A 24,905-nucleotide genomic window follows, 5' to 3' on the forward strand; every position below is an offset into this window, starting at 1 on the left:
TTTGCAGCTTCCTTAAAGTGATGTATGATAATAGAAACAACATGAATGAACCAGGGTGAAAGGCATCCGCTATTATCTTTCTTACAGTGTAAAAATTTATATTGGAGGAATGTAAAAATGGACTTATTAAAAAATGTGTTTTCTTTAGGATTAGGTGCTGCTGCTGCTACAAAAGAACAAATTGAAAAAGCAGTGGACTCTCTTGTAAAAAAAGGCGATATCAGTAAAGAAGACTCCAAGGTTCTTATTAAGCAATGGGTCGAAAAAGGGGAACAAGCCCAAAAGCAGCTGGATGATTCCGTCAAGGCCAAAGTCAACCAAGCGCTCAACGGCCTAAACTTGGCAACCAAAGAAGAAGTTCAGGAATTGGAGCGACGTATCGTAATTTTGGAGAAACAGAACCAAAATATACAATCGTGACAGGAGGTACTTGAATGTTTCGCAAGCGACTGAAACACGCACATCGTTACCAAGAAATCATTAATGCCTTCTTGAAAAATGGTTTTGGTTATTTCATCTATCGCCTGGGATTATCCGAGAACAAAGCGGCATCGAAACTCCAACCCGATGAAAACCTGAATCTCCGCTCAATTGGAGAGCGGCTGCATACGATATTACAAAGCTTGGGTCCTACATTCATTAAACTTGGTCAGATTGCTAGTACGAGGCGTGATTTCGTTCCGGACGAAATCGTCCGCGAACTTGAAAAGCTACAGGACCAGGTCAGCCCCTTTCCATTTGATAGGGTTCGCAAAATTGTCGAAGCCGAATTGGGTGATTCTTTGGAAAACATTTTTCTGGAATTCCATGAAAAACCACTGGCTACCGCTTCGATTGGGCAGGTCCATACGGCACGGCTTCCGTCACGGGAAGTCGTAGCAATCAAAGTGCAGCGGCCCGATATTCTGCCGACTGTGGAAACGGATTTGGAAATTCTCGATGATTTGGCAAGACTTATGGAAGCTCGGATATCTTGGGCAAGACGCTACCAAATCAGAAAAATGATTGATGAATTCGCTAAATCACTCCGCGCAGAACTCGATTATAATTCCGAAGGCCGAAACGGGGAAAGAATAGCCAAGCAATTCATCGATGATAAAGGGTTTAAGGTACCAAGGATCCATTGGGAGTATTCCACAAAAAGGGTCCTGACGATGGATTTCATTCAAGGAATTAAGATCAATCATTATAAACAGCTTGATGAAGAAGGTTATGACCGCCGGAAAATCGCGGAAAGGCTAGCGAATTCCATGCTTCAGCAAATATTGATCGATGGCTTTTACCACGGCGACCCCCACCCTGGCAATATCATCATTTTGCCAGGAAACGTCGTCGCACTCATGGATTTCGGAATGGTGGGACGACTGGAGGAAGAAACGAAGTATCAGTTCGCCTCGCTTGTCATCAACCTGAAACGCGGAAGCACCAATGGATTGATCAAGACGCTTTCAGATATGGGCCTTCTGACGGACGAAATCGATATGACCCCATTGAGGGGGGATATTGATGAACTGCGAAATAAATATTATGATATCCCATTGAGCCAAATCAGCTTAGGCGGAGCAGTCAATGACCTGTTCACGGTTGCCAATCGGCACCAAGTCCAAATTCCTCCCGAATTCACGATGCTCGGCAAGGCCCTGCTCACCATGGAGGCCATTGTCGAAGGATTAGATCCGAATTTCAGCATTATGAAAGCAGCTGAACCTTTTGGGGAAAGGCTTTTTAAGGAACGCTACAATCCAAAAAACATTGCGAAGAACGCCTGGAATCAATTCATCGAGTCTGCCGAAGCCATTGCCGAACTGCCCAAGGATATCAGGGAAGCAACAGGTATCATAAAAAAAGGGAAATTGCGGCTTGATATCAATATTCCCGAACTTCAAGTTTTTTTACATAAGCTTGATCAAATCTCGAACCGGCTGTCTTTCAGTATTATACTGCTTGCATTCAGCATAATCATGGTCGGTCTCATTATCGGTTCTGCAATAGGCGGGGAAACACTGATCCTATGGAAAATACCGGTTATCGAGATTGGATTTGTCGTTGCAACCCTGATGTTCTTACTCATGCTTTACACCATTTTCAGATCCGGAAAAATGTAAACTTACAAAAAAGGGAAAATCCTTTAATTAGGAGTTTCCCTTTTTCAAGATACCTTTCATTTGTTATTTATCCGACGGTCATATGAAACGGCATACGCACTGTGGCGAAAATGCAGGATTGGGTCCTCAGAACACTCAATTCCTTCAGGAATATTGGTTGGATCAAACAATAGATGATCCTCAGCATCTTCCAATTTATTAGAAATTTCCAAATGCCCGACCGTGATTACCTGTTTATCTTCCGACCAAGCTTTGGTTGGATCGTCAGCCGGGTCATTTTCCCCTCCTATTTGAATGTTCAACTTAAAGCCCACCGGACCTTGCTTGAGCCTCTCTTCCATTTCTTCATTCAAATATTCTGCCGAATGCTCGGCTACCTCTTTTTTTGCCAGCATACTAAGGCCGGCATCAGGTACCCACTCATACTTAATGGCCTGACGCTTCCCTTCCGCGTTAATGAAATAGAATGCATGAATGGAGTAATATTGACACGTTGAGAAACTGGCTGGAGAGCGCATTTCTTTAAGCATTTGCAGGCTTGCCTTGCTTTCAGGGTATTTCAACAGGATTTTGGCCAGCTCTTTCAGATTGGGGAAACCTTCTTTTGCAGATTTGAAAAAGCCCGCAATATCAACAAACGCTTCCGGTGTTTTTGCAAAGAATAGCGGAATGGTCACAGTAATAAGATCTGACACCTCTCCATTCGGCAATTGAAACTTCACGGCCATGCCCTTAACAGGGGAAATGGCATCAGGATGGCTTGGAATGGGCGAGCTATTTGAAAACCGAATGATCACTGGCACAGCTTCCTCCTGAAGATGCGAAGCCACCGTTAATGGGGACGCTTTTCCGTTTGGGGTAAAAACCCCCTCATACACATATCCCCTTGCATGCGCACGACGATACCCAGGGTATGTTCCAGCTACATTTTCAATCACATTAACTGCTTCACTGGCTAGTTTAGGTTTCAAATTTTTATCATTTTCCTCCATAACACAACACCCCATCTTTTCAATGTTAACTCATTGTTCACTAGTTATTACCTCTACCCATTAATCTACTTCCCTATTCAAATTAAACCCGCTCTATCACTTTTCTGATAACTGAACTTTTACAAAAAGAATAAAACGCCTGGAAAAAATCCAGGCGTTTTATCTTTTATTCAAATTATTCCCCCGATTAAAGGGTGTCCGATTGATTCGAAACGGTTTTAAAAAGTTTAATTGGCGATAACCTTAAGGTAAATAATAATCTCTATAAAATTCCGAATGTTCCCTTTCAAAATTGCCGGTAGCATTATCCCGCTGAGTTTATTTAAAATTCCAGTTAGGGAGCTACTGCCCATTTAAAAAGATTAACTGAATAGTGGGAAGTTCATTCAAATAAGGGTTACAAAAAAAATTGATTCAAAGACCTATATCAATAGAATATGAATTAAACATGAAGTCATTCAACATGAACTGCCGTGCCGTAAGCAATGATTTCACAAGTGTTTTACATGATCGCAGAGGTTTCCAGACGCATTGCGACTATTGCGTTCGCCCCTTTTCCTCTCGCTTCATCGACCATCCTGCCAATTGCTTTTTGTCTGGCTTCCTTCATCATTTCTGTATACTCAGTAATTTCACCGCCGACAATTGTCCGTAATCCCACGAGAATATCTTTTCCAATATGCTTCGATTGAACACAGTTTCCCTTAACAAGTCCCTTCAGTTCCGTAATTTCTTTACCAGGGACGGTATTAGTAGTCCCCCTTAAACCTTGAAAGATTCTCAATTGCTTTCGAATAAGTCTCCTGAGCTAAATCTTCAGCATTTTCGAGATTAAAGGTCAACTTCAGTAGATATTTAAGCAGAAAAGGATAGGAACCTTGAAACAATGCAGCCAACGCTCCATCATCTCCCTTTTTTGCCGCTTTAACCAGATCTCTTTCATCCATTTATTGTCACCACTCTCATATCCGTAACCTTTATACTTATTTGACGTTTAAGTTGATGATATCGTTCACGGGAAATAAAAAATTCTTTATTCCTGACTTATCTTTACCTCAGAAAGAATTACATGTGTAATAGTTGCCGCAAAAGGGATTGTCCGATTGATGAATTCCTCCACTTCTTCAAGGCTCTCACTGTGGATTTTCAGCATAAAGCAAGCCTGCCCGGCAATTCGATAACAAAAGTCAACATTCGGTAGCTTGGAGATATACTTTTTGAATTTCTCATATTCCCCATTTTTTATCGTTGCTTCCACGATGCACTCAATAGGAAAACCGATCTTTTTATGATCAATCTCGGCAACATACCCTTTAATGATCCCGAATGACTCCATTTGCCGTACCCGTTCTGTAACGGTAGGGGCGGAGAGGTTTACTTTCTTTGCCAACTCCCTCATGGAAATCCGGCTATTCAACCTTAATTCAGCAAGGATGCTTTGGTCTTTTTCATCTATTTTCATTTTAAAATTATTCCCCTCCTTTTCTTTATATTTATTCATTATTCAACCGGAATACTTTACAAACGGAATTAATATTCCTGTATTTTTATATTAGGATTATCTCAAAGGGGAGAAGTTCATGACAAGAATAAAAAAATCATCGATTGGATCCAGTCCGTTTCAAAGGTTATTTCATTCAGAAGTTATTTCGCATAAATGGTCGGACCTCTCAGATTGCGTATCTGCAGATGGGTTACTTTCGAAGGAGTTGAAGGAAAACGTCAGAAGGGTGTTGGCATACGGTAATGGCTGTTCATACTGTCAGGCCAAAGGGATTCCATTAAAGCCGGAAGAAACGAAAGAAAGCTATGCAATCGCCTTTGCGGAAGTATTCCTCATTCAACGTGAAAAAACGGAGGAAAAGTTTTTCCGAGTATTGAAGGAGGCATTCAGTGATGAAGAGATTTCTGAACTATTAGCATTCATTTGTTTTACAACGGCCCAGCAATATTTCGGTGCTTTGATGGATTTAAAATAACGCCAAAAAAAGGAACAGGCATCTCGCCTCGTTCCTTTTGTAAAAAACCTATGAACCCTTCAACCGTCCGAACCCATTTACCGGCATCAGTTGAAATTCCAGCTAGGATTTCGCACCATGATCCTCCATTTCATTGACCCTTGGAAGAATGGAGCGGGAAGGTACAGGAGATGTCAAAACTATGGAAGTATTCAGATGTCCATAAGGTATTAATCGATCTATTAGTAATCTCATGCTGTCCATATCAGCTAAAGCCGCTTTCAAAAAATATCCAACTGTTCCTGTTACACGATGGCACTCGATAATGTCTAAATCATTTTTCACTAATTGCTCAAAATCGGAAACAGAAACCTTAAGTTCACTGACTTGAATGAACACAAGTACACCTCTGCCTATTGCCAATGGTGAAACCCTTGCGCTGAAACCCTCAATGATCCCCTTTTCTTGCAAGCGATACATACGTTCAGAAATGCTTGGTCGACTGAGAGCCAATTTCTTCGATAGTTCACTAATCGTAATGCGTCCATTCATTTGTAAAAGTTCCAGTAACCTGACATCTATTTCATCCATGAAGCAACCGCCTTTCATAATGAAGGAATATAAGCTTATATTTCTTTAAAATGTTGTATGGAAAGCGAAAAATACATTCTTTTTTGTATGTAATTTTAACAGTTAATATTCTATCATTAAAATAATCAAATAGATAAAGAAAATTCAGAATTTACCAAAGGGAGGAACCTGCATTGACCTATACGAAAATCCCGGTTCGAAAAAACATCGAAGACATCAGCCCATATGTTTCCGGTAAGCCAATTGAAGAAGTGCAACGTGAACTAGGACTTGAAACGATTGTAAAATTGGCATCCAATGAGAATCCATTCGGTTGTTCAACCCTGGCAAAAGAAGCCATGCTTATCGAAATGGAGCAAACCTCCTTTTATCCTGAAGGTATGGCACCGTCATTAACTGAGAAGTTGGCAAGGAAATTGAATATCGATCAAGACCATATCATCTTAGGCAATGGATCTGATGAGGTAATACGTTTGTTAACAAGAACCTACATTCAACAAAATGATGAAGTCATCATGGCTGATGTTACTTTCCCTCGCTATGAAACGAATGTAGTGATAGATGGCGGTACACCGATAAAGATACCGCTTATTAATGGTGCACATGACCTGCAGGGTATGTACGATGCCATAACTGAAAAGACAAGAATGATATTTGTCTGTAATCCCAATAATCCGACAGGAACGATCGTTCAAAAAGAAAAGTTAAGATCTTTTATCGAGAAGGTGCCGAAACATATTTTACTGATCGTTGATGAAGCCTATTATGAGTATGTCGACGATGCAGAATATTTAGAAACTTTGCCACTGCTAAATAATCATTCAAATCTGGTCATCTTACGCACTTTTTCAAAGATTTATGGATTGGCTGCATTAAGGATTGGATATGGTTTAATGGATGCTTCCATCATACAAGAGCTAGTTAAAGTGAAAGAACCCTTCAATACGAATCGTTTAGCACAGGCTGCGGCCTTCGCTTCCCTCGACGACCATACATTTGTAGAGCAATGCGCCCGTAAAAATGCGGAAGGAAGAAGATATTTAGAAAACGAATTACGCGAGATGGGATTAGCTTTCTTCCCTTCACATGCCAACTTCTTGATGGTCAAATTGAACCATCCTGGCAGGGACGTTTTTGAGAAGCTATTAATTCAAGGTGTCATCATCCGTTCCGGTCATTTGTTAGGCTATGAAAATACTATCCGCGTGACCATCGGCACCCCACTTGAAAATGAAAGATTCATAACCTCCTTACAACATGTAATCAATAAAATGTCGACTACTTGAACTATCAATGAAGTTGCAGCTTGATTGTAATTATTAAAACATGAAAGATACGACATAGACGCCTTTGCCCATGTCGTATCTTTGACGTGAATTTATTTAACAAGATTCCTTTTCTATTATGGTCGTTTCCTGTTCATCCCCATTTTTAAATTTGAAGATCGAAATCGAGATTAATGCAGCCAGCACAATAAGGCAAGCAATGATACTGATTCGGTTCTGTTCACTAAACACGAACATGACACAAATGATGCTTAAGGTGATTACAGCAAATAATGTTACATATGGAAAGCCCCATAATTTAAAACTCGGAGCCTTAGGGTATGAATTGCGAAGTTTTAGCTGCGCTAAACAGATGCTAATCCATACAAGTGAGACCACAAAACCCGGAAACGCCATTAATAGAGTAAATGCCTTGTCCTGGGCAACGTAGGTAATCATGGAGCCGACGACCAATACAACGGCACTTAGTATTAAACTATACAAGGGAACTCCATTTTTCGATACATAAGAGAACGACTTTGGAGCTTCCCCTTCTGCAGCTAAAGAATGCAGCATCCGTGTACACCCATATATTCCAGAGTTAGCAGCAGATAATACGGCCGTAATTAAAATGAAGTTCATGATGTGTGCAGATCCCTGAAAACCGGACATTGATAATACTTGTACGAATGGACTTGCCTGGTCGCTAATTTCGTTCCAAGGAATCAGACCGCAGATTATAAGGATCGGTAAGGTGAAAAATAATACGACTCTCCAAATATAGTTTTTAATGACCTTCGGTAAGATGCGTTCTGCATCCTTCGCTTCCGTTACCGTCACCCCGATTAACTCAGAACCGCCATATGAGAACATGACGATCAGTAATGCCGAAAAGATGGACATCCACCCATTTGGGAAAAACCCTCCGTGCCCTGTGAAGTTTTGTAGATAATTTGATCCGCCGCTTGGGATGACCCCAAATAAAATACAGGCTCCCAAGATAATGAATACGATGATCATTGTAATTTTAATGCCAGCAAACCAAAATTCGAATTCGCCATAATGTTTAACATTCATCATGTTGACCCCAATGATCAAAGCAGCACACCCTAAACTTAATATCCATAGTGGGATTGCCGGGAGCCAATACTGCAAGAAGCTGCCTGCCACCACTACCTCAATGACACAAACGGACAGCCACATGAAACAATACATCCAACCTATGATGAAGGAACTTCGCTTTCCAAATGCTTTCTGAATGAAACCTTTCATATTCGTATTTGGATAGACGATTGCCATTTCCGCTATAGCTCCCATGACTACAAGAAGTAATAATCCTGCAAACATATAAGTGAAAATGACTCCTGGTCCTGCTAACGATATGGTTTCGGAACTTCCTTTAAAAATCCCAGTACCTATTGCCCCTCCCATTGCCATCATGCTGATATGCCGCGGCAATAATCTCTTTTGCAGTGATCCGCCATTTGATTCCATTACATTTGCCTCCTTTATTCCATAATTTCTCAGTATAATAAATCCAACTCATTTCAATCGTTGAATGGCGAATAGATAAATTATCTCATCAACCGTTATGGTTCAGGAGTGAAAGGGTGCAAAGCCTTTTTGAAAAATTTTCTCATACCACACCAAAGTAAAAATGATATCAATATACCATTAGTTTTACAAGAGGAATCATTACAGGCTATTACTGTTTTGACTTACGGCGGACCAATGACTAGGTTTCTAACTCCATTAAAATAAACCACTCTAATCGGGGACTACACCCGTAATCCCCACCAATTACCAGTTATCTTATTTATTAACAATGTGAATCGCATGTCCCAAAACTGCCTCCGCCGCTTCCATCCATCCCTCAGCCAAGGTTGGATGAGGGTGCACGCTGAGGGCTATATCTTCGACCCGAGCCGCCAGCTCAAGGGCGAGGACCCCTTCACCTATAAGGTTGGAAGCATCTGCACCAACCATATGCATTCCAAGCAATATGTGGCTTTCTGCATCCACGATCACTTCAGCAAATCCCTCTGTTTCATCCATTGCAAGCGCCCTTCCGTTGGCACTGAATGGGAATTTCCCGGTCTTGACACTGTATCCCTGTTGTTCAGCTTCTTCACGGCTTAAACCAACCCCTGCTATTTGTGGTTCCGAGAAAATCACATAGGGGACATAAGGAGAGTCAATCGCACTTGGCAACCCCCCTATTACTTCCGCTGCCACGATTCCCTGTTTGGACGCTCGATGGGCAAGAGCTGGACCAGGTGTAATGTCTCCGATGGCAAAGATATGCGGCACATTTGTACGGCATTCCATATCTACAGCTATATAGCCTTTTTCGCCAACCGTAACGCCAGCCCGATTCAGGCCAATCTCTTCAGTGTTAGGAATCCTGCCAATCGTAACCAGGGTCTTTTCGCTCACGACCACTTCCGCCCCCTGTTTTTCCGAGGAAACCTGAAGGTGTACATGACCATCCACTACACTCGCCTTTTCTACCCTCGAGGATGTTTTAATGTTCATCCCCAGCTTCTTGGCATTACGGGTAACTTCCTTGACCAGGTTTTCGGCGACCTGAGGGAGAATGCGGCTAGCCATCTCAATGATGGTCACTTTAGTACCTAACTTGGCAAAGGCCATACCCAATTCGATTCCGATATAGCCTCCGCCGATGATCGACAAGCTGGATGGGACTTCCTGCAGCTGCAAAGATGCTGTTGAATCCAAAATATATTCTCCATCGACCTTAATGAATGATGGAATATAAGGTCTGGACCCCGTCGCAATAATTGCCTGTTCAAACTTGTAAGTTTCAAAATCGCCATCGGTTTCGACTCCGATGCGGTCATCAGATAAAAAGGTTGCTTGACCTTTAACCACCGTCACTCCATTTTCTTTACACAAATGGGCAATACCTTGGTTTAACTGGGAAGTGATGCCCTCTTTCCAATCCTGCCAAATTCCCAAGTCCATTGTGGTTTTTTCTTGAGAAAGCCTGATACCCATTTTCCCTAAATCGTTAAGCCTTTGGTACTGATCAGCTGCGTGAATTAAAGCCTTCGAAGGAATACAGCCCCGATTTAGGCAAACCCCGCCCAGCCTATCCCTTTCAACCAGCACGACCGATTTCCCTAACTGTCCGAGACGGATAGCCGCAGCATATCCCCCCGGACCTCCTCCCATGATGATAACATCCGTCTCTACAGCAACTTCCCCTACTACCATTTATCTCATCTCCACAACTAAACGAATTGGATTTTCCAGCAGTTCCTTGATCCTGTTTGTAAAATGTACCGCTGTTACACCATCAATTAAACGATGATCGAAAGATAAAGACATATTCATCATTAAACGGATAACACCTTCCAAATCGCGAACGACCATGCGGTGTTCCATCTTATGCAACGCCAATATTGCCGCTTCCGGATAGTTAATGATCGGGGTGGCATGCAACCCTCCGATCGGTCCTACATTGCTTATGGTAAATGTGCTGCCTGTGATTTGATCTATGCTCAACTTCCCTTCCCTGGCTTGAGTTGCCAATTCCCTGATTTCATCAGCCAGTTGGAAAATGGTTTTTTGATCTGCATGTTTTATGACAGGAACAATGAGACCCTCTTTTGTATTTGTTGCAATCCCAATATGATAATAATTTTTCAGGATGATTTCATTGGTCTTTTCATCAATTGAAGCGTTTAAAGTTTTAAACTCCTTTAAGGCAATGACAATCGCTTTAACGAAAAATGGTAAAAAAGTCAATTTAATATCCTTAACATCGGAATACGCCTTTAATTGATTTTTAAATTCCTTCAATCGGTCCATTTCCAATTCATCTACATGGGTTACATGAGGAATGGTCGAAACCGACTTTACCATATGTTCAGCGATTTTTTTACGAATGCCCTTAAGCAGAATCCGCTCTTCCCACTCATTTTCCAATCCCTTTGCCTTGTCGGCATTCTTCATTGTGGCAGTATCTTGAAGAATCTTGTTATCGTTATTATAGACATTTTCCCGTGTAATCGAATGATTTTCTTTAAACTGCTTCAAGTCACTTTCGGTAATTCGCCCTGCAGGACCGGAGCCCTTAACCTGCTCGATATCAATCTTCATTTCCCTCGCCATTTGACGCACGAATGGGGTAGCCAACACACGCACTGCCTCAAGATGCGGCTTGCTTGTTATATGTCCTGCATTTACTTTTACATCACCTGATTGCACGGCCTGGATTTCTTCTTCACCCATGTCTGTTTCCGGAGCAGGCATACCGTTTTCTACTTGAATGGTGAATATGGTGGTTCCCACTTCCACGATATCCCCTTCGGTAAAAAATATCTTCTTGACCACTCCCGCTGCGGGAGCAGTCAATTCCGCATTGACTTTATCCGTTTGCACTTCAACAATGGGTTGGTCCTGTGTTACCGCATCCCCTTCTTTGATGAGCCATTGGATAATTTCCCCTTCATGCATCCCTTCCCCTACATCAGGAAGTTTGAATTCCAACATGCGTCTTCCTCCTTCTCCACCTTAATCATCAATTAAAATGATATCGTTTCGACTATTCCTTGTTTTACACGGTCAACAGTCGGTAAATAATGATCTTCTATTGTAAACGGCGGAACCGGTACATCAAATCCTGTTACACGCTTAATCGGCGCTTTCAGGTAAATAAGGGCTTCATCATTAATGATGGAGATAATCTCCGCACCTAATCCGGCAGTCTTGTGGGCTTCATGGACGATTAATGCACGACCTGTCTTTTTAATGGATTGCACGATCGTATCCCTATCTAAAGGGTATAGTGTTCGAAGATCGACCACTTCACACTTCCAGCCTTTTTCTTCTTCAATCTTTTTCGCGGCATTCAATGCCTCCCTCAACATGGCCCCCCATGCAAAAATGGTCAGGTCACTTCCCTCCTGGACCACTTTTGCTTGACCTATTGGTATTCGGTACATTTCGTCGGGAACTTCTTCCTTAAAAGCCCGATACAATTTGGTCGGTTCCAAAAAAATCACTGGATCAGGATCTTCGAGCGCTGAAATGAGCAGCCCTTTTGCGTCATATGGATTACTGGGTGCAACCACCTTTAAACCCGGAGTATGGGCAAAGAAGGTTTCGACACTTTCGGAATGAAGTTCAGGTCCCCTGATTCCGGCACCATATGGCGTACGGATTACGAGGGGCACCCCAAATTGCCCACGAGTACGATACCTCATACGGGCAGCATGGGAAACGAGTTGCTCGAAACCCGGGTAAATAAAGGCGAGAAACTGGATCTCCACTATGGGCAGCATTCCGTTAAGTGCTAAACCAATGGCAGAGCCGATGATTCCGGATTCAGCTAATGGCGTATCCACAACTCGATCTTTTCCATACTTCTCATAAAGCCCTTCCGTCGATCGGAAAACTCCGCCATTCACTCCAATATCCTCACCCAAGATCATCACGCGATCATCATGACCCAGCATTTGGTCCAGCGCTTCCGTAATAGCCTGGAGCATCGTTAAATTTTTTTCCATTATTTCTTCCCGCCTTTCCTTAAGATTTGGTTCAATTCCTGCTTCTGTTCCTTTAGATGCCATGACTCCTCGGCATATACATGGTTAAACATTTCGAGCGGGTCGGATTTCGGATACCCTTCGGCTTTTTGAAGGTGAGCATCAATCAGTTCGTTGAATTGCTTTAACGCCAATTCTTCCTGCTCTTCATTCCAGTAACCCTCTTTATTCAAATACTTACTAAGACGTGTTATCGGATCCCGGTTTTCCCTCCAGTACGTTGAAATTTCGTCCTGATCGCGATATATGTTCGGATTGTCTGCAGTAGTATGAGCACCATAGCGAAAGGTAACGGCTTCGATTAAAGTAGGTCCTTCCCCTTTATGGGCTCTTTCGACAGCCTCCTTTACAGTCAGCCATACTGCGAAAATATCATTTCCATCCACTCGCACCCCATGTATGTCATAAGCGGCAGCCCTTTGGGATATGGTTTTAGATGCTGATTGCTTTTCAAAAGGCACACTGATGGCGTAGCCATTATTTTGGCAGAAAAAGATTGTTGGGGTTTTATAAACGCCAGCAAAATTCAGTGCCTCATGAAAGTCCCCTTCAGAAGTGGCTCCATCACCAAAATAAGCAATACTAACATTCTGCTCGCCTTTAATCTTACTTGCCCAAGCCGTTCCAACCGCATGAACCATTTGAGTGGCAATGGGAACACTTGGGGGCAATATCCTTTTGCCTTCTGGACAAATCGAACCATCAAAATGCGCCATCCAGTATAGGAAAACACGGTATAATTCCTGACCATGAATGATTGCCGCTCCATGATCACGGTATGTGGGAAACATCCAATCCCCTGCCGACAATGCTAAAGCGCTTCCTACCTGGGATGCTTCCTGTCCTTCGAAAGGTGCATAAGTTCCAATCCTGCCTTGGCGCTGGAGATTAATTGATTTTCGATCAAATGTTCTGAGCAGGAGCATGCTTTCATACATCTTTAACATCAGTGATTTATCGATTTTTCCATCTATCGTTTCAATGATTTCCCCATCAGGAGTCAATACACGAAACATTTCCGGCTCAACTCCACTTGAATGCGCTTTCATTATTGGGTTTCCCGTCTTTTCCATTTCATTTCTCCCCTTAAGATAGATTTGTTTCGCAAACTTACCAAGGTTTTGAACAGTCATGAAATAACAGCCCAAAAAGTTTTCATTGGTCTTTTATGTCTGTGAATATATAATGTTTCATAAACTACATTTGCTTATATAAAAGGATAATACATCCAAGATTTTAATAATATGTTAAATGGAATGAATTTTTCGTATATTACCTTTATTTAGAATGTGTTTTCTTATACCTCACCTTCATTTTGAAATTAAGCACCATTAATGGAAAAATTTTATATAAAATCACCAGGTTACCGACAAATTGTTGGACTTGCTTCGATTGATTCAGGTCACCCATAAATGCAACAAATCAGTATCCAGCCCAAAAAGACCCATAATATATTTATGGGTCTTTTTTCATTTCATGATTGTTGGATGTCTTGCAACCACAGGCAAACAGCAGCTACCATAAGCGTAATCCATTATGTTTTTGCGGATTACCGCACCAATTTAGTTTCATTTCCTTTTCTCGCTTCACGGATATTAGAAAGATCTATTTTTCAAATGTTCCTTTCACGACCGCTTCACCGTCTTTGACCATGATCTGTCCCATCGCGATGACACTATTTATTTCTAAAGTTTGTTTCTTCATTATAATCAGATCGGCGTCTTTACCTACCGCAAGCTGTCCCTTTTTAGAGAGTTTTAAAATATTTGCCGGATTTTCCGTCACAACTCGTACGGCATCGGCAATTGCCACCCCATCCTCGAGGACCGCATCGACAACAGAATCATATAAGGACATGCATGTACCAATGTTCAATCCGCGCAGGTTGCCGCTGCCATCGAAGTCAGGCAGGCTTGCTTGTCCATCTGAAGTTAAAGTGATCTGCCCGATTTCAACACCTTCTTCCAGTGCCCTTTTTATTGCTGTACTTGCTTTAACCTCCCCTTCTTCAAGAAACTTCTTGATCGTACTTGTCGTGAAATCAATATACCCCCCTTTTTTTGCATATTCCATCCCCGCTTTGAATAAATGCGGATTTCGATTTATATGTGTAGGGTAAAACTGAGTGATTGGTATTTCCGTTGTCTCGACCACTTCTTCAATTACCTGCAAATGATCTCGACTATCGCCGACATGAATGTTGACGATACCGCTTTTCCCGGACAACAGACCTCCATTACGCGCCTGAGAGGCTAGTTTAGCAAGTTCAGCTGCAGTCGGCTGCGAAGAACGATGATCGGCAATGGCGATTTCGCCCACACCGATAATTTTATCCACTAGAATCAAATCATCTTCAATCTTGCCGGTTAACGTCTTGACTGGAACTTGATATGAACCTGTCTGAACGAAGCAGCTAATTCCTTCTTCTTCAAGCGCTCTGGCTTTAGCAAGCAGTGCTGGCATCGTCCTTGTCGTACCATCTGTTCCGATGACCCCTACCAATGTCGTTATACCCGCTAACGTGGCATCCGTTAATTGTATTTCAGGTGTCCTCGTCTTGAATCCTCCTTCACCGCCTCCGCCGATAATATGTACATGAGCATCTATAAAACCCGGAACCACGACTTGACCACTCGCATCAATCACTTCCAATTCAACGAAATTGGCAGGTACATCAATCTTGTCCTCAATGAAGCCAATTTGCTTTCCAACCAAGAGGATATCTTTTGGTCCCATATATTCCGGGCCATAAATCTCCCCATTTTTAATTAGTGTGAGCATTGTCCCTCTCCCTTCAAGAATTGAAATTTTCAAATAGGTTTCAAAATCATTTACACGGGTAAATATACAACATGACCCGCTAACAATTACATAAAAAAACCAAACATACTTGTTCGATTTTAAAAATTGTAGCTGAATTGACATCTTGATTATGCTTTTCCAAAAGTATAAAAACATAAAGGAGTAAACGACATGAATAAAGTGATTTCTTCTGACATTAAAACAAATAAAAGATTATCCATGCGACAAATCATGAACCTATATCAAGTTACGAAAGACTTTAAAGGGAATATATATTTTATCTGCAACCATAAATTGGTTGATGCCAAGAAACTTTCAACTTTTGTATCCTTTGTGCTCATTCTCCAAGAATGTGCAACCATGAAAGTCATACTTGAAGGCGAAAATGTACATGCCATGCTCGAAAAAGTACAGGCTATTTGTAAAGAAAATGATGAAAGTGCATTTGGTTTCCAATCGAACCAAACCGTTAACATTTAAATGATTCCAACAATTTCAGGATAAGAAGAGGGTGTATAGAATGAGAACCATTTTAATGGTCATAGGCGCAATCGTCGTAATCGGCATAATAGCAAATCTTATTTTTTAAGAATGATGAAAGACTGTCAAATGATTGACAGTCTTTTTTTGTGTAGATTTTTATTGGAAAGAGCGTGTGTTCCATACTCCCTTTTCAGAAAAATTACCACGGCACCTCCCAATCCCTCCATTTATTCAAACCATCCCGAATTTCTTTTCCTTTATCAATCCAATATTGCTTTCTTTGCTCCTCTTCTTCCTTTGTCTGTTGCTCCTCTTCTTCCTTTGCCTGTCGCTCAGCTATAAGTGCCTGTTGTTCAGCTATTAGCGGTCCGATATCTTGAGCTTTAAAGGATTGAGCCGCTTGATTCTGTAGAGCTTTCGACATTATTTTTTGAAAGATGAGTGCACTTCCCTGACTGCTGTGTGTCGTTAGGTAATTTTTTTCATCCGTCTTATCATATCCAGCCCATACAGCACCGACCAGTGAAGGTGAATAACCGATGAACCATTGATCTTTAACCCCTGAAATCCCTTCGATGGGCACTTGTGTGGAACCTGTTTTACCTGCTATTTCATAACCGGAAACAGCCGCGTTTTTAGCTGTGCCATATTCCACTGTACCAAGCAGCATCGCATTCATTTTATCGACGACGCTTTTAGAGGTTACTTTGGTGCTTTTCTCTTTCCAGGCCCCTACCTCTTTTCCATCGTTATTTTCTATTCTTACAATGGCATGAGTTTCCTCCCTTTCCCCATCGTTTGCAAATGCTGAAAAGGCTCCTGCCATCTGCAGCGGGGACACACCTTTCCTCATCCCTCCTAGAGCTAGCGACAGATTTCGATCATCCTTGTCATACGGAATCCCAAACCGCTCAAGTGAATCCAGCCCCTTATCGATGCCAATCTCATTCAATAGCCAAACCGTTGGTACATTCAAGGAATTCATCACCGCTTCATACATGGGTACTTCTCCTTTGTATTCACCGCTCAGGTTTGTTGGCTCATATTCACCGAAGCTCATTTTTTCATCCTTTAAAGGGTCAGTGATATCGTATCCCTCCTCAACCGCTGGAGTGTAAACGACAAGTGGTTTAATGGATGAACCCGGAGATCTTGACAGCTGGGTTGCCCGGTTATATCCCATGAATTGATGCTCACCTCTCCCACCGACTAGTGCCTTTATCCCGCCCGTTTCAGGATCAAGGAGGACTGACCCGCTTTGAACCATTTGCTCTGTACTCGTTCCAACTGGAAAATTGGCTTCATTCGCATACACGGATTCTGTAGCCTGCTGCATGGATTGATCCAGTGTAGTGTAAATTTTATAGCCCTTTGAAAGCAGTTCCTCAAGCTTAATTCCATATTTACTCGATGCTTCCGATAAAACATGATCAACATAATATGGATACTTACCTCTTAATGGATCGGTTTCCTTCTCCCCCATAAGAAGTGTCACCGAATCTTTTTTTGCGGCTGCTTCTTCATCTTTCGTCAAATAACCATGTTCCGCCATTCTGGAAAGAACCAAATCACGCCGTTTCACTGCTCCGTCCAAATTCTTATATGGATCAAGTTTGGATGGTAGATTAATGACACCCGCCAGCAAGGCTCCCTCGGCAACGGTCAATTCAGAGACCTCTTTGGAAAAATAAATATTTGCAGCTTTTTTGATTCCCCATGCCCCATGGCCAAAATAAACTTGATTCAAATACATTTCCAGAATTTCATCTTTCGTATATTGATTTTCAACTTCCTGGGCTAGAAAAAACTCTCCTATCTTCCTCTTCAATGTTCGATCCGATTCCAGCATCGTGATTTTCACAAGCTGCTGGGTGAGCGTGCTCCCGCCTTCAACAACACTTCCAGCCTTCGCATTTTTAACCAAGGCTCGCAAGATCCCTTGATAATCTATACCGTGATGTTCATAAAAACGGTGATCCTCAATGGAAACCACCGCTTGTTTCATATGTTCCGGTATTTCATCTATCGCAACACCTTCGGATTTATTTGCCGTGATCGTACTGGCAAGATTCCCATCCAGATCATAGATTCCTGTCGGTTGCTGAAGATTATTTTCAAGATGGCTTATATCTGCACCCTGCCTGAAATACAAGAGTGAACCGGCGCCTAAAACCACAATCGCCAATATTATAATTAGAACTAATTTCACTAACCCTCTCATTTGTACCCCCATTTTCCCATCTGCGACATGTTTCATTAAAAATATTTTACCCTTTTTATTAAAGAAAACTCGTCGATTGACTAAAAGGCCGCAGCTCAGTCGCTTTTTCTTTTAACACTATACTCGCGTACCGGCTTCCTTGCTGATGATATTCCTTCCGAATGAAAAATAAAGCACGCCAACTAATTGAAGGACCAGGATTTCATCCAACCATTTTAACAATGCTCGTATCTATCCTTTACCCGTAATTGGCGATCTATATACCAATTAAAGGCGTGAAGCCATTTAAAAGTGGGTATAACACCTTAAAGACTTATAAATGGGAGAGATGATATTATGAAAGACGTAAAAAATATTGTCGTCGCTTTTGATGGAAATGAAGAGAGTACACAGGCCGTGGAATATGGAGCAACAATCAAAAAGGCATTTCCTGAAGCTGAACTGACCGTAGTCCATGTCCTAAATGATAAGGTTGAACAGAGTATCATGGGAAACGTCACAGCTCCTGGATTCGTACCCGCTGCAGGATTTTATGTCGATCCCGTCCAGACACATCCCGTCGTTGAAGTTGAACAGCGAGAACAAAAGGTAATTGACACCCCTTCCCCCATCGAGAATAGTGTTCGGAACGCAGAAAGTAATACGTTGAGATTGCTAAGTGAATGTCAAGTAAAGGGGAAATTCGAGATATTGGAAGGACATGCGCCAGATAGCATATGTGAATATGCAGAAAGAACTGCGGCCGACCTCATCGTCGTCGGCAATAGCTCTAAAAGCGGTTTGGAAAAATTCTTTCTTGGAAGTACAAGTAGTTCAATTGCGAAAAACGCCCCCTGTTCGGTATTCATTGCAAAATGAGATTGAGCCAGTTCGCCCTGTACGTATCGTTTGGTCATTCTCCGAAAAAAAGCCGGATTCTTGTAGAATCCGGCTTTCTTGTTAATAGGCTTTTTTCAGTAATACATTTGAAGCTGCCGAATATAACATCATCACCACAATGGCCGATAAAATAAAACTGATCAGCATATAAGTCCCATTATAAATGAATGAATAAACCGCTACTGGCTGTCCTTTTGGCGCTGCAGATCCAAAAAACACGATTCCAGAAGTGAAATGACAGAGAAACCTCAGGAAGCTGCCCAAAAACATGCCACCAATCCCGTATAATTTCGCTTTGGAACGCTTTTCCTCTTTATAGCTGTTTACAAACTTGTTCATGAATACACCGGATATCCCGACAACCATAAAGGCAAGATAATAATCAATGAAGCCTTGAATCGGTGTTCCGATCCATGCTGTACCACTTACAATCTGCAATAGTCCAAGTAACAATCCGGCTAACATCCCACCTTTTATGCCCCAACGATATGCCATCAGAAAAATAGGTACCATGGCTATTGAAATCGAACCCCCTTGAGGCCAGATTCTTGAAAAAATGAATCCAGAGACCATATCCAGTAATAAAGCCAATGAAGCAAAAATGGCGACCTCTGTCATGAATAACGTTTTATTTTTCATCATGCCACTCCTTTCTCCAAAAATGAAAAAGTGTCCATGAGTTCCCCCTGCCAATTTTGCGCAAAAAAAGCAACACCGGGGCGGTAATGGATGCCCAGTATTGCTTGTATCCAAAACCACATCCATACGCTAGTGCTAACTATCAGGTTCATAGGGTCTGAACTCAACCGTTCACTCTCAGCCTTTTTGGCTCCCCTTGTGGAAGTATTTATTTTTCGATCCTCGGTTAGAATATACTACTAGTTTCTTTAATTGACAACTAAAGAAATTGGATATGTCAACAACTTGTTATTCCCATTTTATGGAGATATTCTTTCTTATAAACAACTTCTTTACATACCTTCAATACATCTGCAATTAACCAAGTTAGATGGCTAAATACGACAATTTTTCTATAGACTCACTAAGGTTTGTTTTGATATCTTTATTAAGCCTAATTTACATTGGGGAGGGAATGGACATGGATAAACATTCGATTTCAGCTGAAAAAGGCGCCTACATAAGCATCGCCGCTTACATCTTCTTGTCTGCCCTTAAATTGTCATTTGGTTATTTCGGTGATTCTAAAGGACTTTGGGCAGATGGTTTAAATAATACGACCGATATCATCGCTTCCATAGCCGTATTGATTGGGTTGAAAATTTCGAAGAGACCTCCAGATGATAATCATTCATATGGACATTTACGGGCGGAAACCGTAGCCTCGTTGGTAGCTGCCTTCATCATGATCACCGTAGGCCTGCAGGTTGTATTCAGTGCTATAGAATCCTTCTTCCAGCAAGATTCAACAACCGTTCCCAATATGCTTACCGGTTATGTCGCCCTATTCTCTGCAATCTTCATGTACGGAATCTACCGTTATAACTTAGCATTAAGTAAAAAGATCAACAGCTCTTCCATCTACGCCGTTGCACAGGATAATCGTTCCGATGCCCTTGTCAGTGTTGGTGCTTTCATTGGAATCATCGGTACTAAGATGGGAATCCCTTGGCTTGATGCAATAGCTGCAGCAGTCGTGGGGATCATCATATGCAAAACGGCCTGGGATATCTTTCGGGATGCCTCCATCTCTTTAACCGATGGTTTCGACGAGCAGCTCCTGCAAAAGATCGGACAAACCATTATATTGACAGAAGGTGTTAAAGACATGAGTGAAATTAAGGCCCGTATGCACGGAAGTGAAATCCTGCTCGAAACTACTGTTCATGTTAACCCTCTTTTGACCGTCATCCAAGGTCACGATATTACGGTTAAAATCGAAGAGAATCTTTTGAAGGAATATAATATCCAGCATGTGATCGTTCATATCGAACCATATACATTTCATAAAAAAAGGTAACCGTCATTAACTTTACGGATACCTTTTTTTATTATTAATTCATGTAATCACTGTAATAAAACTGTGTCAAAAAAGGTATTTATCGATTGATTGACGAATATTTATCCAATTGACACATGTTAAAAGAACTCTAATCTGTTATCATAAAAGCAAGATGTAATTATTTTAATATTTTGTAATTTTTTTCTAATACATTAATTTCTGGGTCAAAAGTAAATTCATTTTCCTACAGTATGGAGGGCAAAATGGTATCTAATCGAGAAATGACCATTCACTTTTTATCTTCTCAAAAAAGCAGTATCATATCCAAATGGAAAGATGAGTTGCTGCATTTACCGGACGGATATATGGGATATTTTAAGGGAGAAGTGGAAAATATCTTTAATCTGCTAATGGATCAGCTTGGAAAATCGGATACTGACATAGACGATGTAATGAAGGTCGTAGGGGGAAAAATTGCGTCTGATCGAGTTAATAAGCAATTGGATATGGAAAATTTCTTTTCCACTGCAACCATCGGCAGATCCATCATCATTGAGCACGTTTTGAATTCCGAAGCACCCAAAGAAGAGATATCCGATCTAATTAAGCAAATAAACGTTTACTTCGATAAACTCATTCATTTTGCATTATCCCATTATACCGAATTGAAAACGACGGAACTAGAAGAACGCTATAATTTCATAAGCCCAAACCATAAAGACCGTTTGACGCTCCTTGGCCAAATGACCTCTAGCTTTGTCCATGAATTCCGAAATCCACTGACATCCATCATGGGATTCATACAATTGTTACAGGCAGAACAACCGGAAATAAAATACCTTGATATCATTTCAAAGGAATTGGATCAGCTCAATTATCGGATTACACAATTTCTTAATATTTCCAAAAAGGAAACCTCAACATCACCACCAGATCTATTTTCCATTGCTAAGCTAGTTAACGAGGTCATCGAATTTTTATATCCAAGCATTTTGGAAGTAAATGCTTCCATTACATGTAATATTGCCGATGATGCCGTAATTTCCGGTTCTGAAGAAGAATTCCGTCAGGTATTACTTAATATTATTTTAAATGCTCTTGATGTAGTTGCGGGGATGCCTTCCCCATCCATTTACATTTCAGGCTCTGAGTCACCACCCGGCATCCTTACCTTAAATATTTCCAACAATGGGCCGAAGATACCAGACGAGGTAATGCCGAATATTTTTGAACCATTCATCACCACAAAAAAAAGAGGAACGGGATTGGGACTATTCGTCTGTAAAGAAATCGTTTTAAAACATCAAGGAACCTTATCCTGCCACTCTACCGATTTCCTAACGACCTTTTCCATACAATTGAAAACTAAATAATGGATAAATATCCTTTTTTCCATGGTTTTTTAGTGTGAAATTTTTGACTGATTGACGCCCAGTTACTTATACTAATAGTTAGGTTCCACTACTAATCGAGGTGAATGATCCTATAGATTGAAAATAAAACCCTCATAATTTTCATACAAGATAATCGATCTTATTTTTCATCTAACATTTTATACATTAATATCATTTCATCCATTATCGGTTTTGGGAGGTGACTGGGATAATTAAGTCGTTCGGTACATCAGGCGATTCAATTAAGTCCCACACTAATTGGACATATTAAGTTTTTTATTAGTCATTATTTTAATCGCTTTAACTGCCTTTTTTGTAGCTTCGGAATTTTCGATCATAAGGGTCCGCAGCTCCAGGATCGATCAATTGATTGAAGAGGGAAGCAAAAAAGCGATTGCGGCCAAGAAGGTTACATCCGATCTTGATGAATACCTATCCGCCACTCAGCTTGGAATAACCGTTACTGCCCTTGGATTGGGGTGGCTAGGACAACCGACCATCCTCAAATTGGTTGGACCTTTATTCAATGCCTTGAATTTCCCTCAAGAAGTCACAAACATTCTGACATTTGTCATTTCATTTTCCCTGATAACGTTCCTGAATGTGGTTGTAGGTGAATTGGCTCCAAAGACGGTTGCCATCCAAAAGGCTGAGCAAGTGGCCTTGGCTATTGCCGGCCCGCTGATTTTTTTCCATAAGATTGCCTTTCCCTTCATCTGGATATTGAACCATTCTTCACGTTTCGTTGTCGGATTATTTGGCTTCAAACCTGCATCCGAAAGCGAAATAGCCCATACGGAAGAAGAATTGCGTTTCATCCTGTCGGATAGCTATAAAAGCGGAGAGATTAACCAGTCCGAATTTAAATATGTAAGCAACATCTTTGAATTCGATGACCGTATTGCCAAAGAAATCATGGTACCAAGGACAGAAATCATGACGATATCCAAAGATGAAACGGTACAGGAATTTGTCGATGTGGCCAAAATGGAGAAATACACTCGATATCCTGTTGTCGAAGGTGATAAAGACCATGTCATCGGCTTAGTGAACTTAAAGGAGGTTTTCTCGGATCTTATAAAGAATCGGGAAATCCATATCAAAGCGATTGAAAATTACACGCGTCCGATCATTCGGGTTATGGAAAATATACCCATTCATGATTTACTGTTGAAAATGCAAAAAGAACGCATTCATATGGCTATTTTGATGGATGAATACGGCGGTACTTCAGGACTTGTCACAGTTGAGGATATCCTCGAGGAAATCGTTGGGGAAATTCGTGATGAATTCGATATCGATGAAGTCGCATCGATCAGGAAAATCAAAGATGGACACTATATTTTAGACTCTAAACTTCTTGTAAAGGAAGTGAATGATTTACTTGGCATTCACTTGGAGGAAGATGATGTCGATACTATAGGCGGATGGGTCCTTACTGAAAATTATGATGTGAATGTAGGGGACATCATGGAAAAAGACGGATTCTGCTTTAAAGTGATTGAAATGGAAGATCACGCCATTCGTTCCATCGAGGTGACAAAAAAGGTCGTACAGCTTCCTCTGGAAGAAGACCTTCCCCAAGGATAATAATTAAAAACAGCCACGGAAAAGGTGATTTTACGTGGCTGTTTTTTGATGTAATCATTTATCGAAAAACCGTCCCATTTTTTTGACCGTTACGATTGGAGGTGTACTCTTTTTTTTCCAGATGATATAAAGCATGATAAGTATAAAGGAAAAACCAGCTACCGGAATAAGATAAGGTGCAGTTATTCCCCTGATTTGCTGCCAATTTTCGCCGAGGATCCTCCCTAAGGTCAGAAACAATATGGTCCAAGGTATGACAGCGGCAACCGTATAAAATATAAACTTCCATACGGACATCCTTGCAATTCCGGCAGGGATGGAAATGGCATGGCGAACAACGGGAATGAATCGTGCCGTAAAAACCACTCCTACCCCATAACGTTGAAACCACTCTTCAGCCATTACGATATGATTTTCTTTAATAAAAATATATTTTCCATACTTCAAGAGAAAGGGCCGTCCTCCATAATAACCAGCCCAATAGAGAAATAGTTGTGCCATCGTCCCACCTACCACACCAGCTAAGACAGCTCCCCAAAAATTCATTTGCCCTAGGCCGACCAAATAACCACCGTATCCAAGAACAAGCTCACTCGGGATGATTTCAACCATCAGCCCCAATAAAACCCCCATATACCCCATTTCTGCAAACCAATTCAATATCGTCATTATAAGCTGTGATATCATGCAATCGGACTCCCTTAACGCTAAATTTCAAATTGTTTGTCCTTCTATCCTATTTCAGCTCATAAGGTTCTATTCGATTTTTCATTTCCTGCTTCACCGTGTATCACTTTAGGAAAGCACAAAAAAAGACCAGCTGATATGTACCCCGGTCCCATTGCATCAATATTCTTTTAGCTCCCGTTTTTGGGAAAGTTGAGTAAAAGCAGCTGTGGTGAGTAAGGATGAATCGTTTTGTGAAACATTAGTGAAAATCTCTCGGCGTGATTTCGTTTTTTCAATATGAATCCCGAGATTCTTAAACTTGTTGATTATTTGATTATTCATGCTTACCCTCCCTTTCTGCTGTATCGTTATCCTTTAACTTCCCATTTAACGAAAGGATAAAACCCATTTAAACAATTCCAT

24 protein-coding genes and 1 riboswitch are annotated in these 24,905 nt (G+C 41.3%); of the genes, 9 read left to right on the forward strand and 15 right to left on the reverse strand.

Going from position 1 to position 24,905, the window contains the following annotated elements; genetic code table 11:
- Positions 1 to 117 precede the first annotated feature (117 nt).
- Together QUF94_RS21400 and QUF94_RS21405 are read left to right on the forward strand one after the other, a co-directional pair.
- Positions 118 to 420, forward strand: coding sequence for a phasin family protein (locus QUF94_RS21400; protein WP_289317606.1), 303 nt, complete (start codon positions 118 to 120; stop codon positions 418 to 420).
- 14 nt (positions 421 to 434) lie between these two features.
- Positions 435 to 2,105 (forward strand): ABC1 kinase family protein, encoded by a 1,671-nt coding sequence (locus QUF94_RS21405; RefSeq protein WP_289317607.1) that lies wholly within the window; start codon positions 435 to 437, stop codon positions 2,103 to 2,105.
- Positions 2,106 to 2,161: 56 nt separating this feature from the next.
- Here the strand turns inward: QUF94_RS21405 and QUF94_RS21410 are convergent, their stop codons facing one another.
- The 4 genes from QUF94_RS21410 to QUF94_RS21425 form a co-directional block, all read right to left on the reverse strand.
- Positions 2,162 to 3,097, reverse strand: coding sequence for a catalase family peroxidase (locus QUF94_RS21410; RefSeq protein WP_289317608.1), 936 nt, complete (start codon positions 3,095 to 3,097; stop codon positions 2,162 to 2,164).
- Positions 3,098 to 3,599: 502 nt separating this feature from the next.
- Positions 3,600 to 3,875 (reverse strand): YbjQ family protein, encoded by a 276-nt coding sequence (locus QUF94_RS21415; protein WP_289318461.1) that lies wholly within the window; start codon positions 3,873 to 3,875, stop codon positions 3,600 to 3,602.
- A complete protein-coding gene (locus QUF94_RS21420) occupies positions 3,847 to 4,044 on the reverse strand; it encodes a sigma factor (protein WP_289317609.1) in 198 nt (65 codons plus the stop codon). Before QUF94_RS21420 ends, QUF94_RS21415 begins: the two co-directional genes overlap by 29 nt.
- An 86-nt stretch (positions 4,045 to 4,130) precedes the next feature.
- Positions 4,131 to 4,559: an Lrp/AsnC family transcriptional regulator gene (locus QUF94_RS21425; protein ID WP_289317610.1), complete on the reverse strand. Its 429-nt coding sequence runs from the start codon at positions 4,557 to 4,559 to the stop codon at positions 4,131 to 4,133.
- Between the two features lie 118 nt (positions 4,560 to 4,677).
- On the opposite strand from QUF94_RS21425, the gene QUF94_RS21430 reads away from it, so the two are divergent.
- Positions 4,678 to 5,076, forward strand: coding sequence for a carboxymuconolactone decarboxylase family protein (locus QUF94_RS21430; protein WP_289317611.1), 399 nt, complete (start codon positions 4,678 to 4,680; stop codon positions 5,074 to 5,076).
- Between the two features lie 102 nt (positions 5,077 to 5,178).
- Here QUF94_RS21430 and QUF94_RS21435 read toward each other — a convergent pair whose 3' ends face one another.
- Positions 5,179 to 5,646, reverse strand: a complete 468-nt coding sequence (locus QUF94_RS21435; RefSeq protein WP_289317612.1) for an Lrp/AsnC family transcriptional regulator — start codon at positions 5,644 to 5,646, stop codon at positions 5,179 to 5,181.
- A gap of 173 nt (positions 5,647 to 5,819) precedes the next feature.
- Between QUF94_RS21435 and hisC the strand changes: the two genes are divergently transcribed.
- A complete protein-coding gene (hisC, locus tag QUF94_RS21440) occupies positions 5,820 to 6,932 on the forward strand; it encodes a histidinol-phosphate transaminase (RefSeq protein ID WP_289317613.1) in 1,113 nt (370 codons plus the stop codon).
- Between the two features lie 96 nt (positions 6,933 to 7,028).
- Here hisC and QUF94_RS21445 read toward each other — a convergent pair whose 3' ends face one another.
- The 6 genes from QUF94_RS21445 to iadA all read right to left on the reverse strand — a co-directional run bounded on the left by QUF94_RS21445 (position 7,029) and on the right by iadA (position 15,265).
- Positions 7,029 to 8,405 (reverse strand): amino acid permease, encoded by a 1,377-nt coding sequence (locus tag QUF94_RS21445; RefSeq protein WP_289317614.1) that lies wholly within the window; start codon positions 8,403 to 8,405, stop codon positions 7,029 to 7,031.
- A gap of 318 nt (positions 8,406 to 8,723) precedes the next feature.
- Positions 8,724 to 10,148 (reverse strand): dihydrolipoyl dehydrogenase, encoded by a 1,425-nt coding sequence (lpdA, locus tag QUF94_RS21450; protein ID WP_289317615.1) that lies wholly within the window; start codon positions 10,146 to 10,148, stop codon positions 8,724 to 8,726.
- Positions 10,149 to 11,429 carry a dihydrolipoamide acetyltransferase family protein gene (locus QUF94_RS21455; RefSeq protein ID WP_289317616.1) on the reverse strand — a complete coding sequence of 427 codons (1,281 nt, stop codon included), beginning with the start codon at positions 11,427 to 11,429 and terminating at the stop codon, positions 10,149 to 10,151.
- Positions 11,430 to 11,461: 32 nt separating this feature from the next.
- The gene (locus tag QUF94_RS21460) at positions 11,462 to 12,445 is read right to left on the reverse strand and encodes an alpha-ketoacid dehydrogenase subunit beta (RefSeq protein ID WP_289317617.1); all 984 of its coding nucleotides are present in this window, start codon (positions 12,443 to 12,445) and stop codon (positions 11,462 to 11,464) included.
- On the reverse strand, positions 12,445 to 13,533 hold the full coding sequence (gene pdhA / locus QUF94_RS21465) for a pyruvate dehydrogenase (acetyl-transferring) E1 component subunit alpha (protein WP_289318462.1): 1,089 nt from the start codon (positions 13,531 to 13,533) through the stop codon (positions 12,445 to 12,447). The genes QUF94_RS21460 and pdhA overlap by 1 nt, the downstream gene beginning before the upstream one ends.
- A 556-nt stretch (positions 13,534 to 14,089) precedes the next feature.
- Positions 14,090 to 15,265: a beta-aspartyl-peptidase gene (gene iadA, locus QUF94_RS21470; protein WP_289317618.1), complete on the reverse strand. Its 1,176-nt coding sequence runs from the start codon at positions 15,263 to 15,265 to the stop codon at positions 14,090 to 14,092.
- A gap of 192 nt (positions 15,266 to 15,457) precedes the next feature.
- Between iadA and QUF94_RS21475 the strand changes: the two genes are divergently transcribed.
- The gene (locus QUF94_RS21475; protein WP_289317619.1) at positions 15,458 to 15,766 is read left to right on the forward strand and encodes a hypothetical protein; all 309 of its coding nucleotides are present in this window, start codon (positions 15,458 to 15,460) and stop codon (positions 15,764 to 15,766) included.
- Positions 15,767 to 15,968: 202 nt separating this feature from the next.
- Here the strand turns inward: QUF94_RS21475 and QUF94_RS21480 are convergent, their stop codons facing one another.
- Positions 15,969 to 18,026, reverse strand: coding sequence for a transglycosylase domain-containing protein (locus tag QUF94_RS21480; protein ID WP_289317620.1), 2,058 nt, complete (start codon positions 18,024 to 18,026; stop codon positions 15,969 to 15,971).
- Positions 18,027 to 18,326: 300 nt separating this feature from the next.
- Between QUF94_RS21480 and QUF94_RS21485 the strand changes: the two genes are divergently transcribed.
- Positions 18,327 to 18,848: a universal stress protein gene (locus QUF94_RS21485; protein WP_289317621.1), complete on the forward strand. Its 522-nt coding sequence runs from the start codon at positions 18,327 to 18,329 to the stop codon at positions 18,846 to 18,848.
- Between the two features lie 81 nt (positions 18,849 to 18,929).
- On the opposite strand, the gene thiT is transcribed toward QUF94_RS21485, so the two are convergent.
- Positions 18,930 to 19,508, reverse strand: a complete 579-nt coding sequence (gene thiT, locus QUF94_RS21490; protein ID WP_353957641.1) for an energy-coupled thiamine transporter ThiT — start codon at positions 19,506 to 19,508, stop codon at positions 18,930 to 18,932.
- A 104-nt stretch (positions 19,509 to 19,612) separates the two neighbouring features.
- Positions 19,613 to 19,715: riboswitch (TPP riboswitch) on the reverse strand.
- Between the two features lie 247 nt (positions 19,716 to 19,962).
- On the opposite strand from thiT, the gene QUF94_RS21495 reads away from it, so the two are divergent.
- The 3 genes from QUF94_RS21495 to QUF94_RS21505 all read left to right on the forward strand — a co-directional run bounded on the left by QUF94_RS21495 (position 19,963) and on the right by QUF94_RS21505 (position 23,813).
- On the forward strand, positions 19,963 to 20,847 hold the full coding sequence (locus QUF94_RS21495; RefSeq protein ID WP_430101505.1) for a cation diffusion facilitator family transporter: 885 nt from the start codon (positions 19,963 to 19,965) through the stop codon (positions 20,845 to 20,847).
- A 245-nt stretch (positions 20,848 to 21,092) separates the two neighbouring features.
- Positions 21,093 to 22,202: a histidine kinase N-terminal domain-containing protein gene (locus QUF94_RS21500; RefSeq protein WP_289317624.1), complete on the forward strand. Its 1,110-nt coding sequence runs from the start codon at positions 21,093 to 21,095 to the stop codon at positions 22,200 to 22,202.
- 279 nt (positions 22,203 to 22,481) lie between these two features.
- The gene (locus QUF94_RS21505) at positions 22,482 to 23,813 is read left to right on the forward strand and encodes a hemolysin family protein (protein ID WP_289317625.1); all 1,332 of its coding nucleotides are present in this window, start codon (positions 22,482 to 22,484) and stop codon (positions 23,811 to 23,813) included.
- A gap of 54 nt (positions 23,814 to 23,867) precedes the next feature.
- Here QUF94_RS21505 and uptA read toward each other — a convergent pair whose 3' ends face one another.
- Both uptA and QUF94_RS21515 read right to left on the reverse strand, forming a co-directional pair.
- Positions 23,868 to 24,497: an undecaprenyl phosphate transporter UptA gene (gene uptA / locus QUF94_RS21510; protein ID WP_289318463.1), complete on the reverse strand. Its 630-nt coding sequence runs from the start codon at positions 24,495 to 24,497 to the stop codon at positions 23,868 to 23,870.
- A 162-nt stretch (positions 24,498 to 24,659) separates the two neighbouring features.
- Positions 24,660 to 24,824: an Lmo0850 family protein gene (locus QUF94_RS21515; RefSeq protein ID WP_289317626.1), complete on the reverse strand. Its 165-nt coding sequence runs from the start codon at positions 24,822 to 24,824 to the stop codon at positions 24,660 to 24,662.
- Positions 24,825 to 24,905 lie beyond the last annotated feature (81 nt).

The sequence above is a fragment of the Peribacillus sp. NJ4 genome, from assembly GCF_030348345.1.
Lineage (GTDB): Bacteria > Bacillota > Bacilli > Bacillales > DSM-1321 > Peribacillus.

Excerpts from the sequence above, each read along its gene's own strand:
- QUF94_RS21400 (WP_289317606.1), top strand. The coding sequence starts at position 118 with ATGGACTTATTAAAAAATGTGTTTTCTTTAGGATTAGGTGCTGCTGCT.
- QUF94_RS21405 (WP_289317607.1), top strand. The coding sequence starts at position 435 with ATGTTTCGCAAGCGACTGAAACACGCACATCGTTACCAAGAAATCATT.
- QUF94_RS21410 (WP_289317608.1), bottom strand. The coding sequence starts at position 3,097 with ATGGAGGAAAATGATAAAAATTTGAAACCTAAACTAGCCAGTGAAGCA.
- QUF94_RS21420 (WP_289317609.1), bottom strand. The coding sequence starts at position 4,044 with ATGGATGAAAGAGATCTGGTTAAAGCGGCAAAAAAGGGAGATGATGGA.
- QUF94_RS21425 (WP_289317610.1), bottom strand. The coding sequence starts at position 4,559 with ATGAAAATAGATGAAAAAGACCAAAGCATCCTTGCTGAATTAAGGTTG.
- QUF94_RS21430 (WP_289317611.1), top strand. The coding sequence starts at position 4,678 with ATGACAAGAATAAAAAAATCATCGATTGGATCCAGTCCGTTTCAAAGG.
- QUF94_RS21435 (WP_289317612.1), bottom strand. The coding sequence starts at position 5,646 with ATGGATGAAATAGATGTCAGGTTACTGGAACTTTTACAAATGAATGGA.
- QUF94_RS21445 (WP_289317614.1), bottom strand. The coding sequence starts at position 8,405 with ATGGAATCAAATGGCGGATCACTGCAAAAGAGATTATTGCCGCGGCAT.
- lpdA (WP_289317615.1), bottom strand. The coding sequence starts at position 10,148 with ATGGTAGTAGGGGAAGTTGCTGTAGAGACGGATGTTATCATCATGGGA.
- QUF94_RS21455 (WP_289317616.1), bottom strand. The coding sequence starts at position 11,429 with ATGTTGGAATTCAAACTTCCTGATGTAGGGGAAGGGATGCATGAAGGG.
- QUF94_RS21460 (WP_289317617.1), bottom strand. The coding sequence starts at position 12,445 with ATGGAAAAAAATTTAACGATGCTCCAGGCTATTACGGAAGCGCTGGAC.
- pdhA (WP_289318462.1), bottom strand. The coding sequence starts at position 13,533 with ATGAAAGCGCATTCAAGTGGAGTTGAGCCGGAAATGTTTCGTGTATTG.
- iadA (WP_289317618.1), bottom strand. The coding sequence starts at position 15,265 with ATGCTCACACTAATTAAAAATGGGGAGATTTATGGCCCGGAATATATG.
- QUF94_RS21475 (WP_289317619.1), top strand. The coding sequence starts at position 15,458 with ATGAATAAAGTGATTTCTTCTGACATTAAAACAAATAAAAGATTATCC.
- QUF94_RS21480 (WP_289317620.1), bottom strand. The coding sequence starts at position 18,026 with ATGAAACATGTCGCAGATGGGAAAATGGGGGTACAAATGAGAGGGTTA.
- QUF94_RS21485 (WP_289317621.1), top strand. The coding sequence starts at position 18,327 with ATGAAAGACGTAAAAAATATTGTCGTCGCTTTTGATGGAAATGAAGAG.
- thiT (WP_353957641.1), bottom strand. The coding sequence starts at position 19,508 with ATGAAAAATAAAACGTTATTCATGACAGAGGTCGCCATTTTTGCTTCA.
- QUF94_RS21495 (WP_430101505.1), top strand. The coding sequence starts at position 19,963 with ATGGACATGGATAAACATTCGATTTCAGCTGAAAAAGGCGCCTACATA.
- QUF94_RS21500 (WP_289317624.1), top strand. The coding sequence starts at position 21,093 with ATGGTATCTAATCGAGAAATGACCATTCACTTTTTATCTTCTCAAAAA.
- QUF94_RS21515 (WP_289317626.1), bottom strand. The coding sequence starts at position 24,824 with ATGAATAATCAAATAATCAACAAGTTTAAGAATCTCGGGATTCATATT.